The organism is Allobosea sp. LjRoot90 (assembly GCF_964254315.1).
Taxonomy (GTDB): Bacteria; Pseudomonadota; Alphaproteobacteria; order Rhizobiales; family Beijerinckiaceae; genus Allobosea.
In genome coordinates this window covers 671,696-690,225 of record NZ_CAXUTF020000001.1, presented here as the reverse complement: position 1 = coordinate 690,225, position 18,530 = coordinate 671,696, and the positions used below count along the sequence as shown (strand labels likewise).

Annotated in this window: 12 protein-coding genes; 7 read left to right on the top strand and 5 right to left on the bottom strand. The window is 67.4% G+C overall.

From position 1 onward, the window contains the following. The first annotated feature begins 107 nt into the window (after positions 1-107). Genes tssK through ACSQ3M_RS03300 form a run of 6 tightly spaced genes read left to right on the top strand, consistent with a single transcriptional unit; the run spans position 108 to position 10,081 of the window. Entirely contained in the window at positions 108-1,445 is a 1,338-nt protein-coding gene (tssK, locus tag ACSQ3M_RS03325; RefSeq protein WP_436148641.1) for a type VI secretion system baseplate subunit TssK, read from the top strand. Beyond that, entirely contained in the window at positions 1,442-2,944 is a 1,503-nt protein-coding gene (gene icmH, locus ACSQ3M_RS03320) for a type IVB secretion system protein IcmH/DotU (RefSeq protein ID WP_436148640.1), read from the top strand. The genes tssK and icmH overlap by 4 nt, the downstream gene beginning before the upstream one ends. Before the next feature lie 31 nt (positions 2,945-2,975). After that, on the top strand, positions 2,976-6,641 hold the full coding sequence (tssM, locus tag ACSQ3M_RS03315) for a type VI secretion system membrane subunit TssM (RefSeq protein WP_436148639.1): 3,666 nt from the start codon (positions 2,976-2,978) through the stop codon (positions 6,639-6,641). Between the two features lies 1 nt (position 6,642). After that, on the top strand, positions 6,643-7,347 hold the full coding sequence (tagF, locus tag ACSQ3M_RS03310; RefSeq protein WP_436148638.1) for a type VI secretion system-associated protein TagF: 705 nt from the start codon (positions 6,643-6,645) through the stop codon (positions 7,345-7,347). After that, positions 7,344-8,141, top strand: coding sequence for a PP2C family protein-serine/threonine phosphatase (locus ACSQ3M_RS03305; protein ID WP_436148637.1), 798 nt, complete (start codon positions 7,344-7,346; stop codon positions 8,139-8,141). Before tagF ends, ACSQ3M_RS03305 begins: the two co-directional genes overlap by 4 nt. Then, positions 8,138-10,081 (top strand): protein kinase domain-containing protein, encoded by a 1,944-nt coding sequence (locus ACSQ3M_RS03300; RefSeq protein WP_436148636.1) that lies wholly within the window; start codon positions 8,138-8,140, stop codon positions 10,079-10,081. Before ACSQ3M_RS03305 ends, ACSQ3M_RS03300 begins: the two co-directional genes overlap by 4 nt. A 144-nt stretch (positions 10,082-10,225) precedes the next feature. Here the strand turns inward: ACSQ3M_RS03300 and ACSQ3M_RS03295 are convergent, their stop codons facing one another. The 4 genes from ACSQ3M_RS03295 to ACSQ3M_RS03280 all read right to left on the bottom strand — a co-directional run bounded on the left by ACSQ3M_RS03295 (position 10,226) and on the right by ACSQ3M_RS03280 (position 15,459). Next, on the bottom strand, positions 10,226-10,504 hold the full coding sequence (locus tag ACSQ3M_RS03295) for a hypothetical protein (RefSeq protein ID WP_436148635.1): 279 nt from the start codon (positions 10,502-10,504) through the stop codon (positions 10,226-10,228). A 114-nt stretch (positions 10,505-10,618) separates the two neighbouring features. After that, a complete protein-coding gene (locus tag ACSQ3M_RS03290) occupies positions 10,619-12,211 on the bottom strand; it encodes a transglycosylase SLT domain-containing protein (protein ID WP_436148634.1) in 1,593 nt (530 codons plus the stop codon). Positions 12,212-12,269: 58 nt separating this feature from the next. Then, positions 12,270-13,820 carry a methyltransferase domain-containing protein gene (locus tag ACSQ3M_RS03285; RefSeq protein ID WP_436148633.1) on the bottom strand — a complete coding sequence of 517 codons (1,551 nt, stop codon included), beginning with the start codon at positions 13,818-13,820 and terminating at the stop codon, positions 12,270-12,272. A 130-nt stretch (positions 13,821-13,950) separates the two neighbouring features. Further along, positions 13,951-15,459 (bottom strand): caspase family protein, encoded by a 1,509-nt coding sequence (locus ACSQ3M_RS03280; RefSeq protein WP_436148632.1) that lies wholly within the window; start codon positions 15,457-15,459, stop codon positions 13,951-13,953. A gap of 405 nt (positions 15,460-15,864) precedes the next feature. On the opposite strand from ACSQ3M_RS03280, the gene ACSQ3M_RS03275 reads away from it, so the two are divergent. Further along, positions 15,865-18,048, top strand: coding sequence for a caspase family protein (locus tag ACSQ3M_RS03275; protein ID WP_436148631.1), 2,184 nt, complete (start codon positions 15,865-15,867; stop codon positions 18,046-18,048). Positions 18,049-18,126: 78 nt separating this feature from the next. On the opposite strand, the gene ACSQ3M_RS03270 is transcribed toward ACSQ3M_RS03275, so the two are convergent. Next, on the bottom strand, positions 18,127-18,465 hold the full coding sequence (locus ACSQ3M_RS03270; protein ID WP_284173073.1) for an SUF system Fe-S cluster assembly protein: 339 nt from the start codon (positions 18,463-18,465) through the stop codon (positions 18,127-18,129). Positions 18,466-18,530 lie beyond the last annotated feature (65 nt).

Below are 18,530 nucleotides of genomic sequence, written 5' to 3'. Positions count from 1 at the left end.
CCGCCTTGTGGCAGGCAGAGCCGGTCTTGCCCTCCCCCATACGAATGGTGACGCTCGGGAACGAGCTGTATATGCTCCCCGCAAGGCCTTGAGATAGCGAGAACCGGATGTCGTGGTATAGTAAGGTCGTCTGGTCCGAAGGCTTGTTCCTGCGGCCACATCACCTGCAGCAGAACGATCGTTATCTCGAGAATCTGCTGGAGAATCGTGCCCGGCACGTCACGCCCTACCCGTGGGGGTTCTCGGTGCTCGAGATCGACCGCGACTTGGCGCAGCAGAGCCGCATCGGATTGCGGCGGGCCGTAGGCGTGATGCCGGACGGCACGCCTTTCGCGATGCCGGACAATTCACCGCTGCCGCCCGCGATCGAGGTGCCGGAAAACGCTTCCGGCCAGATCGCCTGGCTCTCGCTGCCGCTGGCCGCCTCCAACACCCGCGAAGTCGAGGACAGCCTGAACGGCTCGGCCAGCCGCTTCTATCCGGCGACCGAGATGCTGATCGATTCAACCGCCTCATTGCGGGTCGACGAGGAGATCGACATCGCCCATCCGCGCTTCGGCCTGGAACTGCGCAAGACCGGCAAGCCCGGCTATGTCGGCCTCGCGCTCGGGCGCATCCTCGAAGTGCGCGACCGCGCCATCCTGTTCGACGAGAAGTTCGCCCCGCCCGTACTGCTCTGCTCGGCCCACCCAGTCGTCGACGGCTGGATGGACCGTGTCATCGGCTGGATCGACAACAAGCTCGAGGAGCTCGCCCGCTACGCCGCCGACCCGACCGCCGGCGGCGGCCTGCAGAGCGCCGACTATTTCATCCTGCAATTGCTCAACCGGCACATTCCGGTGCTGAAGCACATGCGCGGCTCGCGCTTCGTCCACCCTGAGCGGCTGTTCATCGCCTTGCTCGCCATCGCCGGCGAGCTCGCGACCTTCACCACCGCCGAGCGCCGCGCCCGCGACTACCCGGCCTACGACCATGACGACCTGGAAGGCTGCTTCACCCCGCTGGTGCGCGACATCCAGGACTTCCTCTCGGCCCAGCTCGGCCGCCGCGCCATCCGGCTCGAGATCGTCGAGCGCGCGCAGAACGCCTTCATGTCGACGATCCGCGACCGCGCGCTGATGCGCAATGCGACGCTGATCCTCGAAGTCGCGGCGCGCCGGCCCCTCACCGAGATCCAGTCGCAGTTCCCGCATCTGTTCAAGATCGGCCCCAACACCAAGATGAACGAGATCGTCCATGCCCATCTGCCGGGCATCAATCTCGTCCACCTGCCGACGCCGCCGCCCCAGATCCGGGCGCTGACCGACCACGTCTATTTCTACCTCGACCGCACCTCGCCGCTCTGGCCGGAGTTCAGCACGGCGAGCTCGATCGGCATGCATTTCTCCGGTGACTGGCCCGATCTCGAAATGGAGCTCTGGGCCGTGCTCGAGGGCAGGCGATGAGCAACGACGGCTCCGATCCGTTCGGCCGTTCGGACCGGACCTTCATCCGGCCGAACCCGGCGGGACGGCGCGTGCCGCCAGCCTCACGCCCGGCGCCGGGAGCGCCGGGCCAACCGCCACAGGGCCAGCCTTACCCGCCGCCGCAGCCCGCAGGTTACCCGCCGCAGGCCTCGCCCTATGGGCCCTCGGGCGCCCCGCAATACCCGCAAGGAGCCCCCTCGCCCGGCGTGCCCGGCGGCGAGGAGTGGATGGCGCAGCCGCAGCCACAACCGCGGCCGAGCGCACCGCCGCCTCAGGGCTATGTGCCGCAGGCTTTGCCGAAGCGCGAGCAGATGCTCACGCCCAACATCAACCCGCTGCTCAAGGCGGCCGGCCCGCTGCTGCTCCTGCTCGGGCGCCTGCGCGCCAACATCAGCAGCGCGCCGGCGACGCAGATGATCGGACAGGTCGGCGAGACCATCGAGGCCTTCGACCATGAGGTGCGCGCCGCCGGCTTCACCGCCGAGCAGACGCGGACTGCGAAATACATCATCTGCGCCTTCGCCGACGACATCGTCCAGAACATCCCCGGCGACGAGCGCCATGTCTGGACGCAGTACAGCATGCTGTCGCGCTTCTTCGGCGAGCGTACCGGCGGCGTGCGCTTCTTCGAGGAGCTCGAGCGCGCCAAGCGAGACCCCAGCGTCAATTACGACCTGCTCGAACTGATGCATGCCTGCCTGGCGCTCGGCTTCGAGGGCGTGCACCGCACCTCGGCCGGCGGCGCCGCCAACCTGCAGATGATCCAGCGCAGCCTGTTCGAGACGCTGAGGCGCGTGAAGCAGCCCGATCCCGAACTCTCGCCGCGTTGGCAGGGCCAGGCTCTGGTCGCGCGGCTGGCGCGCTTCAAGATACCGGTCTGGTCGGTCGCGGCCGTCGCAGCGGTCGCCGTGCTCGGCCTCTATTTCATCTTCCGCGCCTTGCTCGGCGGCAATGCCGAGGCCTCGGCCGCCGCCCTGCTTTCGGTTCATCCCAAGAGCGACATCGAGATCATCCGCAAGATCGCAGCAAGGCCGCCACCGCCATTGCCGCCCCCCGCGCAGCAGCCCAAGGTCTGCGCTACGGTGCAGCCGCCGATCACCTGCCAGGTCACGCCGAACCTGATCATCGTGCGCCTGATGGACATCACCTTGTTCGATCCGGGTCAGGCCGTGGTGCGCAACGAATTCCGCCCGCTGATCGAGCGGATCTCCGCCGTGCTCAACGAGGAGGGCGGCGCGATCAAGGTCGTCGGCCACTCCGACTCCGACCCCATCCGCACAGCCCGCTTCCCCTCCAACCTCGAACTGTCGAAGGCACGCGCGGTAGCGGTCGGCGACCTCTTGAAAAGCAAGCTGAAGCAACCCGACCGGATCAGCACCGAGGGCAAGGGCACCGACGCGCCGATCGACACCAACGCAACCGCAGCCGGAAAAGCGAAGAACCGGCGCGTCGAGATCCTGATCCAGCGTAACGGCTAGGGCGGACGATGATGCAGGAGACGGGCAGACGATGAATCTCGCGACGTGGCTCAGGATCGCAGCCATCTTTGTCGGCGCACTCGCGCTGACGCTGCTGATCTGGTTCGGCGGCCCCTTTGTCGCTTTCGGCGAGGTGCGTCCGTTCGAATCGTTCTGGGTCAGGTTGCCGATTGCGCTCATCCTGATGCTCGGCGCGCTCGGCTGGATCGCCTGGATCGTGATCAGCCGGCGCAGGGCCGTCGCGGCGCTCTCCGACGCAATGGCCAAGGAGGAGTCACAAGCCGGCGACGGCGCCGCACTCGGCGCCGGCATGCGCGATGCGCTGGCGACGCTCAGGCGCACCCGCGGCAAGGATGGCGGCAACTATCTCTACGACCTGCCTTGGTACGTCATCATCGGTCCGCCCGGCGCCGGCAAGACGACCGCCCTGGTCAATTCGGGGCTGAAGTTCCCCCTCGCCCGCGGCGGCCAGGCGCCGGCGGCGGTCGCCGGCAATGGCGGCACCCGCTATTGCGACTGGTGGTTCGCCGAGGAGGCGGTGCTGATCGACACTGCCGGCCGCTACACCACCCAGGACACCGACGCCAAGGCCGAGCGGACGAGCTGGCTTTCCTTCCTCGACCTGCTCAAGGCCAACCGGCCGCGCCAGCCGATCAACGGCGTCATGGTCGCGATCAGCGTCGAGGACCTGCTGACCTCTTCGCAGGAGGAGATCACCGCCCATGCCGAGGCGATCCGCGCCCGCCTGCTCGAGCTCAACGAACGGCTCAAGATCGACTTCCCGGTCTATGCGGTCTTCACCAAGACCGACCTGATCGCCGGCTTCAACGAGTTCTTCGCCGCGCTCTCCGAGCCGCAGCGGCGCATGGTCTGGGGCCACACCTTCCAGACCGTCGACAAGACCCGCAACATGATCGGCGACGTGCCGCCTGAATTCGACGCGCTGATCGAGCGCCTGAACGAGCGCCTCTCCGATCGCCTGCAGGACGAGCATAACCCGACCTCGCGCGCCAAGCTCTTCGGCCTGCCGAGCCAGATGGCGGCGCTGAAGCCGATCGTGAACGACTTTCTCGGCCGGGTCTTCGAACCGACGCGCTACCAGTCGAGCGCGACGCTGCGCGGCTTCTACTTCACCTCCGGCACCCAGGAAGGTACGCCGATCGACCAGCTGATCGGCGCGCTTTCGCGCAATTTCGGCAGCGAACACGCCGATTCCGGCAGCTATTCCGGCCGTGGCAAGAGCTTCTTCCTCACCGACCTGATCCAGAAGGTAATCATCGGCGAATCCGGCTGGGTCTCGACCGATCTTCGCGCCGCGCGCCGTTCGACCCTCATGCGCATCGCCGGCTTCAGCGCGGTCGCGCTGGTCTCGCTGGCGCTCGGCGGCATGTGGTGGACGAGCTATGCCCGCAACAGCGACCTGATCAACCAGAGCAATTACGGCCTCGCCGACTACCGCTCCAGCGCCGCCCCGGTGCTGCAGGAGACGACGCTGTCGGACCGCAATTTCAGCCGCGTCCTGCCGCTGCTGCACAAGCTGCGCCACATGCCGGCCGGCTACGCCGACAAGGACGAGCCGACGCCGGTCGCCGCCACCTTCGGCCTGAGCCAGCGCGAGCGGCTGCAATCGGCGGCGCAGGAGAGCTACCATCAGGCGCTGGAACGGCTGCTGCGCTCGCGCATCATCTTCCGGCTGGAAGAACAGCTCGAAGCCAACGTCAACAACCCCGGCTTCATCTACGAGGCGCTCAAGGTCTATCTGATGGTCGGCGGCCGCGCTCCGCTCGACCGCGACCTCGTGCTCGCCTGGATGCGGCTCGACTGGGCCGAGAACCTCTTCCCCGGCGCCGCCAATGCCAAGGGCCGTGAGGCGCTGGAGGAGCACCTGATCGCGCTCCTCGAGCTCGACGACGGCAGCGAACCGGTGGTCAAACTCAACCAGCCGCTGATCGAGAGCAGCCAGCGCACGCTGCGCCGGCTCAGCATTGCCGAGCGTGCCTATGAATTGCTGCGAACCCAGGGACGCAACGCCAGCCGCGACTGGGTCGCGGCGATCCGCGGCGGTTCGGATGCGCGGCTGGTCTTCGAGGGTGTCTCCGGTGAAGACCTGGATTCGATCCGGGTGCCCTATTTCTACACCTATGACGGCTTCCAGAGCGCCTTCGTCGACCGGCTCGGCGATATCGGCGAGCGCATCGAGAAGGAACGCTGGGTGCTCGGCGACAATGCCGACCAGGCGGCGATCACCTCGCAATATGCCAGCCTGTTCCAGGACCTGCTCAAGCTTTATGCGCGCGACTTCACCGCCTCCTGGCAGCGGACGCTGCGCCGGCTGAAGCTCCGGCCGCTCAATGCCGACAAGCCGAAATACATCGCGCTCTCGGCGATCGCCGCACCGACCTCGCCCTTCAAGCAATTGCTGGAATCGATCCGCGACGAGACGCAATTGACCAAGGAACGAGCGGCGCCGAAACAAGCCGCAGCCGCCCAGGGCGCCGAGAAGATGGCGGGACAGGTCGCCACCCATACCGCCAAGACCCTGGAGCAGCGCGCCAATTATTCGCTGAGCCGCCTCGGCACCAGCCTGCCGCTCAGCGCACCCGGCGTCGATCGCGTCCTCGGCGGCGGCGGTGGCGGCGAGGCACTCGGCGCCAATATCGAGTCGCAGTTCAAGGCCTTCCACGTCTTGGTCGAGGGCGATGGCGGCAAGCGGCCGGTCGATCAGGCGCTGCAAATCTTCGCCGAGATCAACCAGAACCTCGCCATCGCTGCGACCACGCCGGCGCAGGCTGCCGCCGCCAATGCGGCGCTGGTGCCGCTGATCGCTTCGCTGCGCGGCAACTCCTCGCGCTATCCGGCGCCGTTCGACGCGATGATCGTCGCCGCCGTCAACGATTTCGAGGGCGACGCGACCGGCGCCACCGTCTCGCTGCTGCGGCAAGCGCTCGCCAGCGATGTCGCGCGCCAGTGCGCCGACATCCTGACCAACCGCTACCCCTTCGTGAAGGGCTCGGCGCGCGATGTCCCGCTCACCGCCTTCGCCAGCATGTTCGCTCCCGGCGGCAGCATGGACAAGTTCATGAAGGAGCGGCTCGACCCCTATATCGACAAGTCCGGCCAGAATTGGAGCTGGCGTCAGGACAGCCGGGTCGCGCGCGCCCTCTCGCCGACGACCTTGCGCGAATTCCAGCGTGCCAGCGACATCCGCGAGGCCTTCTTCCCGACCGGCGGCAACCTGCCCAACTTCCAGATGGTGGTCGTGCCGACGACCATCTCCTCCGATGCGCAGAGCGCCAAGCTCGAGATCAATGGCTTCACGGTCGCCAGCCAGCAGGGCGTCAACACGCCGACGCCAGTGATGTGGCCGGGAGCGGGGTTGAAGAAGACCTCGATCACCCTCGCGATCGGTGGCGCTGCTGCCAACAACAGCAATGCCGGCGGCATCTTCGGCGGCGGGTTCTTCTCCAACAGCCCGACCCCGGCGGCGCCGAGCGAGGTCAAGATGTTCGAGCGCGACGGCGACTGGTCGTTCTTCCGTCTGCTCGATGCCGGCTCGGTGCTGCGCCAGGGCGACAATGTCGTCTTCACGCTCGCCGCCAGTGGCCGCCAGGTCGGCTACCAGTTCGGCGTCGGCTCGCTGAAGAACCCGCTGGTGCTGCCGGCACTGCGCGAAATCCGTTGTCCGGCGGGGATTTGACATGCCTTGCGGACTGTTCGGGAAGCTTCCCGGCAAGCGGGATTTCATCGCGCTGGGTGCCCCCACCGCCTTTCTCTCGGCCTACGAGCCCTGGCTCCAGGGCGGGCTCACCGCCAGCCGGGTCGAGCTCGGCACCGGCTGGCAGAATGCCTTCCTGAACGCCCCGATCTGGCGCTTCTGGTTCGGCAGCGCCTTCTGCGGCACCACGGTCGCCGGCGCCTTCATGCCGTCGGTCGACGGCATAGGCCGCTATTTCCCGTTGACGGTCTTCGCGCTCGCCGGCCCTGGCGCGGCAATCCCACCGCCGGAGCTCGACCCGCAGGACGCCTGGTTCGCGCAAGCCGAGGACTTCCTGCTGCATGCGCTCGAGCCCGAGGCGAGCTATGAGACGGTCTCGCAGGCGCTCGGCGGGCTCGCCATGCCGAGCGACGACCTCATGGCCGCCCCGCCGGCCGACATGGTCAGGCTCTCCGACGGCACGATCGTCAGCGCGCTCGATTCCGCCACCTTCCCGGCAAGGCTCACCGCTTTGCGGGTCGAGGACCACACCCGCTCCTTTGCCCACGCCAGCTATCTCTGGACGGTCGGCGGCGACGATTTCGAGCCGCTCGCTCTGGTCGGCCAGGGCTTGCCGAGCCCCTATCTCTTCACCGGCCTTCTGACCGGACGCTTCGACGCCTTCCTCGGTGCAGGATCGACAGCATGAACGAGCACAGCCCCGGCGCCGCCTTCGAGACGGGCGCAGTCAGCCATGCCGGGCGCGTGCGCAGTCACAACGAGGACAATCTGGTCGTCCGGCCCGAGCATGGCCTCTGGGCCGTCGCGGACGGCATGGGCGGTCATCAGAATGGCGCCATGGCGAGCGCGACGGTAGCCGCGAGCCTTTCCGCCATCGGCCCGGCCGCCTCCGCCGCTGAATTGCTCGACCGGCTCGAGCGCGGCGTGATCGAGGCCAATGCGGAACTGCGCCGCAAGATCCGCGAGCATGACGGCGCGACCATGGGCTCGACGCTCGCCGTGCTGCTCATCCATGGCCGCCATTTCGCCTGCGTCTGGTGCGGCGACAGCCGCGTCTATCTCGTGCGCGGCGGGCAGATCACCCAAGTCTCGCGCGATCACACCGAGGCGCAGGACATGATCGAGCGCGGCCTGCTCACCGCCGAGGAGGCGCGGACCTGGCCAAGGCGGCATGTCATCACCCGTGCCATCGGCGTCCATGATCGGCCCGAGCTCGAGATCGACAATGGCGAGCTCGAAGGCGGCGACGTCTTCGTGCTCTGCTCGGACGGGTTGACCGACCATGTCCGCGACGAGGAGATCCTGCGAGCGGCCGGCTCGGGCGGCGCGCAGGCCGCCAGCGACGCACTGCTGGCACTGACCCTGGAGCGCGGCGCCACCGACAATGTCACCGTCATCGTGGTGCGCTATCATCACGATGGCGGAACCGAGAAGACACGCTGGGTGCCGAACATGCGCCAGCGCCGGAGCGATGCGCCATGAGCGACCCCGACCGCACCGTCTTCCTGCCACGCACCGGCCTGGCACCGGGCGTCCGGCTGAACGGCATCTACGAGATCGAGCGCCTGATCGCGACCGGCGGCATGGGCGAGGTCTATCAGGGCCGCGCCATCCAGACCGGCGACGCGGTCGCGATCAAGATCGTCCGCTCCGACATGGCGCAGGATGCCAATGTCATCGCCCTGTTCCGCAACGAGGCGTCGGCGCTGCACAACCTCTATAACGAGGCGATCGTCCGCTACTACGTCTTCACCGTGGACCCGGCGACGCAGGCGACCTATCTCGCCATGGAGTTCGTCGACGGCCAGCCGCTCTCGGACCGCCTGAAACAGGGGCCGTTGCCGCTCGAGGAGGTCGACCTGCTGCGCCGGCGCATCGCGTCCGGCCTGCACGCCGCCCATATGCTCGGCATCACCCATCGCGACGTTTCGCCCGACAACATCATCCTCCCTGGCGGCCAGGTCACCCGCGCCAAGATCATCGATTTCGGCATCGCCAAGTCGAAGCTGGCCGAGAAGACGGTGATCGGCTCCGGCTTCGCCGGCAAGTACAACTACGTTTCGCCCGAGCAGCTCGGCCTCTACGGCGCCGAGGTCACCGGCAAGTCCGACATCTACAGCCTTGGCCTCGTACTCGCCGAGGCGCTCGGCGGCCGTCCGCTCGACATGGGCGGAACGCAGATGCAGATCCTCGAGAAGCGCCGCCGCATTCCGGATCTCTCGGCCATCGACAAGCGCATCCGCCCGCTGCTGGCGCGCATGCTCGCGCCCGATCCCAAGGATCGCCAGGCCGACATGGCCGAGGTCGCCGCCTGGCAGGCCAAGGGTAGCGCGGGGCCCAGCGGCAAGCGTGCCTTCCCCTGGCCGCTGGTCGCCGGGGTCGCGGCGCTCGCGCTCCTCGCGGGCGGCGGCTTCGTCGCCTGGCAGATGCTGGGCCGGGCGAGCCCAACCCAACAGGCAATGAACACGTCGCCGCCTACCCTGAGCGATGATCGTCCATCGCCTCCCTCGGGTACGGGATCGGGCAGCCCGCCACCCGAGCTCACCCCTGCGAACCCGGTTCCGCCGGCCACTCCGGGGCCGTCGCCGCAGCCAGCGAGCCAGAACGAGCCACCCGCCCTGCAGCCGCCGGCGGCTCCCGGTCCGACTGCGCCGCCACAGCCGCCTGCTGCAGCCCCACCGGAGTTGAAATCGACGCCAGCCTCACCGCCACCGAGCCCGGCATCGACGACCGGTCCCAAGCCGACACCGACCGTCCCGCTACCGACGCCATCGGGCCCAGAACCCGAGCCGCGTACCGCTGCCGAGCGGACCGAGCGCTATGTCGCGACCTATGACGGTGGTGCCTGCTTCTTCCTGTGGCCGACGGCGATCGCCGACAAGCGCACCACGATCGAAGGATTCGGCAGCTCGGCCGAGCCCTTCGTCAGCTTCGATGCCGCCTTCAAGAAGGCGCAGGGCTATGAGGCGCAGATCAGTCTCCGCTCGGTGACGGCCGCGCAGTGTCCGATGGTCGACTTCCTGCGCCAGCTCGGCCGCGGCGTCGACCGCAGTCCGGTGATGCAGATCGGTGCCTTCACCATCAAGAGCGGCGACACGCTTACGGGCACGGTCGAGAGCGACCCGAGCCGGCATCTCGACATCCTGCTCATCGGCGATGACGGTCTGGTCTACAATCTCGCGAACTATACCCGCCGCGAGGGTGGCAAGGCGAGCTTCAGCCTGAAACTGGAATCGACCGCCGCCTCTGGCGCCCCGGTGCGGCCGCAGACCGTGCTGGCCCTCGTCAGCCAGGCGCCGCTGCCGACGCTATCGGGGCCCAACCCGGCTCCGGCCGGCGACGTCTTCCCCGGCCTGCACCAGGACATCGCCCGCGCCGGCGGCAAGGTCGGCCTCGGCATCAAGTATTTCCGGATCGAGTGACAGCGGCAGGCCCACCGCCGTCATGCTCGCCCTTGTGGCGAGCATCCACGTCTTGAACATCGCGTTCGATAGTTGAAGCGAAGACGGGGATGGTCGGGACAAGCCCGACCATGACGGAAACACGGCCGAAGTTGCGCGCGCCCCTCACTCCTCCCGGAAGAGCTCGCCCCATTCCGCCTGCCAGAGGCCTGCATTATCCTCGACCACGATCGGCGCCTTGATCTCATTGGCAAGACGCACGGCGGAGCGGAAGCCTTCGATCGGATCGAGCTCGTCACTGACGAAATCATTGGCGAGATGGCCAGCGGCCAGCTCCGCCGGGCAGGCAATGCGAATGAAGCTCTTGCCGTCGCGCTGGCCGAGGCTCAGCGTGATGGCATCGGGCTGCGGCTCATCGACCTGCTCGAACCGGTTATTCGCCATCGTCGTCTCCTCGCCTCTGCGCTCGCTTGATCATGGGCCATGGCAGCTTTCGCGGCAAATTCGCTGCTCCCGCGTTCGCTTTGGCCTGACCTGGCCGGTATTCGCATCCGGCTCCTATTTCTGTTGCGCCCTCGCCGGCGCGACAGCGGGCCCACGCACGACCTTGTAGCGATCGAGCCTGACCTTGATCATCTCGTCGAACTTCTTGTGCACCTCGGAGACCGAGAGCGTCTTGGTCTCACCGCCGGACTGCGCATAGAAGATCGGGCGGTTCGCCTCCGCCGGGCGCGGCAGCAGCGCCGCAGCGCTGGCGCCAGGTGTCTCCTCCATCGTCTCGATGAAGGTCTGCGCCGCATCCGGCCCGAGGAAATGGATCAGGTAGATCTCGCCGCCGGTGAGATGGCGCCCCATCGCCTTCTCCAGCCTGAGCGTGTCGCGCTTCAGCATCTCGCCCGCCAGCAAGGCCGAGAGATAGGGCTCGCGCCTGAGGTCGAGAATGCGCTGGCGCTCATTGGCGTCGGCAATGACGAATTGCCGGCCGCTGCGGGAAATCAGCGCCACCTCCGCCACGAGCCCGTGCTTGCGGCCGAACTCGAAGATCACGCCGAACCAGGTCTGCTCGATGAACTGGTAGAGCCCCGTCGCCGAGGAGGTCTTCGCCTTCACCTCCGTCGCGAACGAGGATTCCTTGTCGGCGACCGCCATCAGCAGGGTCGGGTCGGCGCCGACGACGCGCCCTGCCCTGACAATCATCTCGACCAGATGCCGGCGGATCTTGATCGGCCCGAAGGTCAGGATCTGATTGGGGTCGCCGTTGTAATTGATCGGCGCCTGCGGCAGCTGCGAGCGCGCCGCTGTCGCGGGCGCGCCGGGCTTGCCCGGAAGGCTCGGTGGAACGAGGATGATGTTCGACGGCGGCATGACCGGTATCGGCATCGCCTGCTGATTTGATGCGCCCGCCGACCCCACCTGCTCGGTGATCGCCTTGAGCGATGGATCGGCATTCAGGGCGAACTGCGTCGCCTGTCGCGCGGCTTCGAGATCGCCCTCGACCGAGGACAGGATCAGCGAAGGCCGGGTCGGCGCCTTCAGCGACGGCGCCTCGACGCTTTCCATCGGCTCGAACCCGCCGCTCAGCTCGGTCGACCCCGGCCTCAGGGTCGCGACCGCGACGCCTCCCGCGATGGCCAGAACCAGTGCACCTCCGCCGATATAGGAGGCGAGCCTGAGCCGGGAACCGCCGCCTGCTGCAGCGAACGGCGCGCCGGCAGCCATGTTCGTGACATTGGCACTGCCGATCACCGACTTTTGCGCCGCCACGAGCCAGTCCGGCCCCTTGGCGTCCTTGCCGGCCGCCTCCTGCAATTCGGCAATCATCCGGCGCGCCTGCTGGGCCGGGATATGTCCCTCGCGTTCCAGCGTCGTGGCCGCGCCGCGCGGGCCCTGCTCGGTCAACGCCTTGAGCGCGAAGAACCAGAGCTGCAGCGAAGCGCGCCGGCTCTCCAACGGTGTCCCCTTGCAGGGCGAGACCAGGAAACCGCAATGCGGGCAGGCATAGGCGCGCAACTTCACCCGAGGCGCAAAGGCCGCGGTCTTCCCGCAGGCGGAGCAGGCCAGCGTGATGCCGCCCTGTCGCGCCTGCATGATGGTTTCGAGGCAGGCATCCTCCTGGAATGCGGCCTGAAACTGCTTGAAGCGCTGACTCATCCCTCGCTACCGCTGCTGCCGCGCTCCGCAATACGCAGGCGGTCCGACCACGGCAAGCTCAGCCTGCCAGCAAGGCCAGCCGCGCGACATCCTTCAAATGCATGTCCACCTCCGCTGCCGTAGCCCTTTTCGGCAAAGCCGAGGTATCGCCGCCGGAAGCGTGCGCTTCCGTCAGGAAGGCGTTGACCTCGTCGAGCAGCATCGCCGGCGTCCGCGTCCCATCCAGCAGGGTGACGAACTTGCGCACCACGACGCCATCGAGCGCGACCGCGCGATGGCGCAGATCGGTGACCTCCTGGCTGGTCAGCGCCTGGCGCCGCGCCAACAGGCTCGCAAGCGGCCGCTCGCTGATGCGCGTGGTCAGCCGATGCGGCTCCAGATTGATCTCAAGCAAGCCGGCGCGGTAGATCGCGGTCAGCGCCTCGTTGAGACGGCCCTTTTCGCGGACAAGATCGGGCCCCAGGCTGTCTTTCGCCTCGTGCAAGGCCAGCGCCACGAGCTCGCCATGGCCAATGCTGCCGGGCCAGGCCTTGCCTAGTGCCCGCAGGGCCGCGATGGCTGCCGGCAGGTCCAAAGCGAGGCGCACCCCTTCCGCGAACAGGAAACTCACAGCCTCCGGCCGCTTCTCGTCCTTCTCCTCGACCTCGCTGACACTCGCCGCAAGATGGTAGGGCTCAAGGCTGAAACCCGAGAAGCCGCGATGCAGCGCGACGTCGGCACGGCAGAGTAGGGTCTGGCGGAAGCAGCGGCCGATGAGCAGGTCGAGCGATTGCTCCTGTCGGAGCGGCTCCGTGATCGGGATTTCGTTGAGCACCTGCTGCGCCGGGCCACGGGCGCCGCCGAAATTGTTAGGGAAGGACGATTCGGCCAGGAATTGCAGCCCATGGGGCTCCGCCGCCGCCAGAACCTCGTGCAGGGCGAAGGCACGCGCACCGGGGTTGAGATCGTCGTGATAGAGGACGTTGTCCGGAATCGTCTCGATCTGCTTCATGCGCTCGCGCAGGGCCGCGCCATAGAAGGTCTCGGCATCGGTCGCCTCGGCGAAACGCTTGATCGCAGCTCGCGCCGCCCCGACCTTCTCGATCGGATCGTCGATGTCGCGCGTCTCGAACAGCATGACGTCGCGGGCAAGATCGCGCAGCCGGCAACCCGGCAGGGCGTTGTAGCTGACATAAGCGATGCCCTGCGGCGTCAGCAATTCGCCGAACAGCGCCACGATCCGCTCACGCACCATCTGCGGCACCCAGGAATAGACCCCGTGCACGAGAATGTAGTCAAAGCGGCCGAGCGCAGCCGACGCGGCCATGATGTCGAGATGGTGGAAGCTGACATTGGTAGCGCCGAGCTCGGCGGCGTCCGCCCTGGCATGCGCGATCGCCCGCCCGCTCAAATCGATGCCGACCAGTTCCGCACCCGGACATTGCAGCGCCATCGGGATCAGGTTGCCGCCGCGGCCACAGCCGAGCTCGAGGACGCGCATCGCCGTCGTGGGAGCTGGGTTCATGCCGTGCACATGCCCGATCGTCGCCAGATGCGCTGGGTGCGTCTGCGCGAAGGCATGCCCGGGATAGGCGACCGCGTCGTAAGGGTTCGTCGCCATGTCGTTCATCGAGGAAATCCGCCTATCGCATGCGTTGGACTGCAATTTCGGTCATTCTTGAGACGGCCTGAGCCCGCGAACGATCGTCAGCTCGCGCTCGCCAGCCCTTTGCCCTCGCCGCAGTCGGCGCGAGACGGTCTCAGCGGCAGTTGTTAGCGCTGCCGCCGATCTGGGCCCGCAGGGCGTCGGCGCAATCGTCTGTGGCGGCGGGCTTGCTTGGCCGGCGACCGCGAGCATTGCGCGGCTCCGGCTCCGCCTCGACGCCACCGGTCAGGATTCCGGTCGACTTGCGGTCGACCACCACACGCTGCGCCGGCTTGAGCTCGCGCGGCTCCTGCCGCTGCGGGCGGGCGCTCGTGCTGGGCAGCAGCGGCTTTGGTGGCACGGGCAGCTCGGTCGCGCCGCTGGCGTCATTGCGCGTTGCCACTGTCTTCTCGCGGTCCTGGCGCTCCTGAATCAGCTTCGCCTTCTCGGCCTCGAGCGCCGCCAGCTCCTGCTCGCGCTTGGCGAGTTCCTTGGCGAGGCGCTCACGCTCGCTGGCGTCGGAAGGCTTCGCCGCAGGAGTCTCGCCCGGCTTTGGCACGGAACGCTCGCCATCGCCCTTGCCGGCATCGCGCCCCGCAAGATCGACCGCAGCCTGCTGCCGGTCCTTCTCGGCCTTCTGGACGCGATCGAGCAGCTCCTTCTCGCGCGCCGCGAATTCCTGCTCCCTCTTCTCGCGATCGGGCGAGGCACTGCGACGCTCGATCAGGTCGAGCCGCGTCTTGGCGTCGACCACGAAGAAGCTCGTCGGGAAACGCTGGATGAAGGCCTTGATCTCGGCGGCGTTGTCGCTGCTGCGCAGCTGCTTCCAGATATCGGCGTCGGTCTCTTCACGATTGAGGTAGAAATCGCCGAGCAGGGAGAGCGAGAGCTCCGGTGTCTGCTTGCCGCCAGTGGAGTCGTAGACTGCCTTCTGGACGCGGCGGAACAGGGTCGCGATCTCGAGGCCGGGCTGCTTGATCTCCTGCACGAGCGCCGCCGTGAACGGGCTGTTGCGGCCGGCGCCGTCGGCGGCGACATCGTTCGCCTGGGTCGCATAGGCCGTCACCATGCCCTGCGCCTTGACGATCGGCGCCAGGCCGGTGCCGACCGAGAAGCTGCGTGTTGTCTGCTTTTTCGAGAGCTGGGCAAGAAAGGGATTGTTGCGGCAGGCGTCGAGCACCATGATCTTGACGCCCTTGGCGAAGCTCAGCGCCGTGGTCACCTCGCTGAGCTTGACCGTCTCGTACTGGACCGAGACCTCGTCATCGATCTTGGCCTCGATCGGCACGAGGAAGTTCTCGCCGTTGAACTGGAAACCGTGGCCGGCATAATAGAACATCACCGCATCGGCGTCCTGGGCGAGGCGCGCGAAGCGGGACACGGCGGCGTCCATGCCACGCTTGTCGAGATCGATGCCGTCGACGACCTCGAAGCCGACCTTGCGCAGCGCCTCGGCGGTGTCGCGCGCATCATTCGGCGTATTGGGCAGGGCGGGCGCGTTCTTGTAGGCCGAGTTGCCGATCACCAGCGCGACACGGCGCTCCTGGGTCTGGGCAAGCGCCGGCAGCGCGACAAGGTTCGCAAGAAGAGCGATCAGTGCGCAAAATCTGACGACTGCGGTCATGGCACCATTCCCTGCGTCACCCTAAGGAAAGTGACCCCGAAAATCCAGTTCTATCCGCCCATAGCGACAGGCGGGTTGCTCGCCTCCTTCGGTCCGCCACCAGCCTTGCGGTCAGGGAGCGCCTCCGGAGGGCATCGACCGGATCTTGTGACGGTTACAGCCGTTCTCGCCATCGTCCCTGGCAAGCGCCTCTCGCAATGGCGAACCCAGTGGCTCGCTCCCCGAGTGCGTCGATTGGATCGTTCAGTCGACCGTGGCGGAACGCACACAGTGTTCGTCTTGCGTCGATTTCGCGACATAATCTTGTTCACCAGACGGTGCAACGGCAGCTAAGCTCATCTGGCTGACGGTACGACACGAATCGGGCGGCTCCGGTTTCAAGCGGGGGGCCGCCGAGGAGGCGCCATGCGCAATGGCCTGCGGCTACCTATCTGTGCCCTGCTGGCATTTGGTGCGATTATAAGTGCCTTCGCCCTGACAATGTCGCCCGCGGCGGCGCAACAGCGGCGCTTCGCCTTCGTCATGGGCAACGGCGCCTATCAGAACATCGCGAAGCTGCCGAACGCCCTCAACGACGCCAATGCGACGCGCGCCATGCTGCAGGAGGCCGGATTCGACGTCACCGCCGCGACCGATCTCTCGTTGGCCGGACTGCGCAGCGCCCTCGATGTCTTCGTCGACAAGGTCAAGCAGGGCGGCACCGGTTCGACCGCGCTCGTCTACTATGCCGGCCACGCCGTCCAGCTCGACGGTGCGAACTACATCCTGCCAACAGATGTTCGCCCGGAAACCTCGGCGAATATCCCGAACCAGTCGCTCTCGCTGACCGAGATCCTGCGCAAGCTCGACGCGGCCGGCGCCCGGTCGAAGATCGCCATTCTCGATGCGTGTCGCAACAACCCCTTCGCCGCGCGCGAATTGTCCCGTGGCCTGGCGCTGCAGATGGTCGACGGTGCGAATGAGGGCATTCGCAGCGAAGCCGGCCTCGCTCGCATCGACTCCAACAGCGGCACCTTCGTCGCCTTCGCGACCTCGCCGGGATCGACCGCAGCCGATGGCACCGGCCCCAACAGCCCCTTCACCACCGCCTTCCTGCGCGAGGCGCGCGAGCCGGGCCTGCCGGTGGAGCAGGTCTTCCGGCGCATCCGCCTCGCCGTTCACGACGCCACCAATGGTATCCAGATTCCCTGGGACACCTCCTCGCTGATCACTGATGTCAGCTTCTTCCAGCGTCCAGCGGGCGCCCCCCAGGCACAGCCTGCGATCGCCGGCGCCGTCCCGCTCGCGACCCGCCCGACAGCGGCGACATTGCGCGCCATGTCGCCGGCCGACGCCTCTCGCACCGCGATCGCCTGGGATCGCCGCGACATCTATCGCACTGCACTCGACACCAATCCCGACGACCAGAGCGCGCTGAGGCTGCACCGCGTTCTGGCGCAGCGGACCGAGGAAACCGCTTGGGCCGAAACCGTGCTCGCCGGCGACGCTGAGTCCCTCAAGCTCTTCGCCCGCCTCTATCCCGGCTCGCAGCATGAGAACGAGGCGCTCCGCCTGGCTGCCACCGCACCCAGCCGCAACCGCGTCCAGGTCGCGCAGACCTGCCCGATCTGCCCGGCCGTGCAGCAGCCCCGGGTCCGCCGCGCCGACTATACGCCGCGCTCGCCGGGCGGCCCCGGTGGGCCGCGGCAACCGCTGAGCGCACCGCCTCCTCCGCCTCCGATCTATGCCCCCGCCCTGCCTACCATCCTGCCCGACCAGCCGCGCTGGACTGGCTTCTATGTCGGCGGCTCGCTCGGCGGCGGGCAGCAGAGCGGTCGCACCACAGTAGAAGGCCCGTTCGGCAGCCCGCTGGCCACACCGACGACCACGACCACCAATACGGCAGTTACGACCACGACCACGACGACCAGCACGACGGTCACGAGCCCCATTCCAGGCACGACGGTCACCACCACCACGACGACCGCGACGAACAGCTCGGCCGTCACAGCTGTCGGCGTCCCGGGGCTGGCTCCCTGGGCAATCAATCCGTCGGCGGTCCCGCGCAGCCTGACGCCGGACGGAGCAGGCGCAGTCGGCGGCGCCCAGTTCGGCTTCAACTACCAGATCGGCGCAGTCGTGATCGGCGCCGAAAGCGATCTCTCAGCCACGCGCCTGGGCGGCGCTAAGAGCGTCTCCGCCAATCCCGGCACGCAGTTCACCACGCGCTCCAGCAACGAGCTCTCGATGCTGGGTACGGTACGCGCGCGCGCTGGCGTCGCCCTCGGCGACTTCCTGATCTACGGCACCGGCGGCTACGCCTACGGCCTCGTCGAGCAGAAGGGCTCGATCACGCCCGACAACCTGCAGACTACCTCGGCCGCCAGCGGCTCGCGCTCGGGCCTCTTCCACGGCTGGGCGCTCGGCGGCGGCGTCGAGTATGCGATCGCGCCCAGGATGACGATCCGGCTCGACTACACCCATTACGAGCTCGGCCAGAAGCGCATGCTGCTACAGGACTTCACCGGGCTGGCGCCCGGCCAGTACGCGACCATGCGGATGCGCACGGCAGGTGACATCGTCAAGGCCGGCTTCAACTTCGGCTTCTGACGAGCGACCACAGCTACGAAAAAGGCCGCTGTCCCAAGACAGCGGCCTTCAAATCCTACAGGGATGAGGCTCCCGCGCTCACCACATGTCGAGCGCGACCCTGGCCTCGTCCGACATGCGCGACTGGTCCCAGGGCGGATCGAAGGTCATGTTGACGGTCACGCCCGAGATGCCCGGCACGGCGCCGACCGCGTTCTCGACCCAGCCCGGCATCTCGCCGGCGACCGGGCAGCCCGGCGCGGTCAGAGTCATGTCGATCGCCACCTGCCGGTCGTCGGCGATGTCGACGCGATAGATCAGGCCGAGTTCGTAGATGTCGGACGGGATTTCCGGATCGTAGACGGTCTTGAGCGCCGCAACGATGTCGTCGGTCAGCCGGTCGATCTCCTCCGGCGGCAATCCTGAGCTGGCGCCCATTGTCGGCGCGTTCGGCTTGAAGTCTTCAACAACGGTCTCGGTCATCGCTAAACTTCCGGTCGGCA

What these genes read in the sequence shown, in the direction of transcription:
- tssK (WP_436148641.1), top strand. Translation starts at nt 108, where the DNA reads ATGTCGTGGTATAGTAAGGTCGTCTGGTCCGAAGGCTTGTTCCTGCGG.
- icmH (WP_436148640.1), top strand. Translation starts at nt 1,442, where the DNA reads ATGAGCAACGACGGCTCCGATCCGTTCGGCCGTTCGGACCGGACCTTC.
- tssM (WP_436148639.1), top strand. Translation starts at nt 2,976, where the DNA reads ATGAATCTCGCGACGTGGCTCAGGATCGCAGCCATCTTTGTCGGCGCA.
- tagF (WP_436148638.1), top strand. Translation starts at nt 6,643, where the DNA reads ATGCCTTGCGGACTGTTCGGGAAGCTTCCCGGCAAGCGGGATTTCATC.
- ACSQ3M_RS03305 (WP_436148637.1), top strand. Translation starts at nt 7,344, where the DNA reads ATGAACGAGCACAGCCCCGGCGCCGCCTTCGAGACGGGCGCAGTCAGC.
- ACSQ3M_RS03300 (WP_436148636.1), top strand. Translation starts at nt 8,138, where the DNA reads ATGAGCGACCCCGACCGCACCGTCTTCCTGCCACGCACCGGCCTGGCA.
- ACSQ3M_RS03295 (WP_436148635.1), bottom strand. Translation starts at nt 10,504, where the DNA reads ATGGCGAATAACCGGTTCGAGCAGGTCGATGAGCCGCAGCCCGATGCC.
- ACSQ3M_RS03290 (WP_436148634.1), bottom strand. Translation starts at nt 12,211, where the DNA reads ATGAGTCAGCGCTTCAAGCAGTTTCAGGCCGCATTCCAGGAGGATGCC.
- ACSQ3M_RS03285 (WP_436148633.1), bottom strand. Translation starts at nt 13,820, where the DNA reads ATGAACGACATGGCGACGAACCCTTACGACGCGGTCGCCTATCCCGGG.
- ACSQ3M_RS03280 (WP_436148632.1), bottom strand. Translation starts at nt 15,459, where the DNA reads ATGACCGCAGTCGTCAGATTTTGCGCACTGATCGCTCTTCTTGCGAAC.
- ACSQ3M_RS03275 (WP_436148631.1), top strand. Translation starts at nt 15,865, where the DNA reads ATGCGCAATGGCCTGCGGCTACCTATCTGTGCCCTGCTGGCATTTGGT.
- ACSQ3M_RS03270 (WP_284173073.1), bottom strand. Translation starts at nt 18,465, where the DNA reads ATGGGCGCCAGCTCAGGATTGCCGCCGGAGGAGATCGACCGGCTGACC.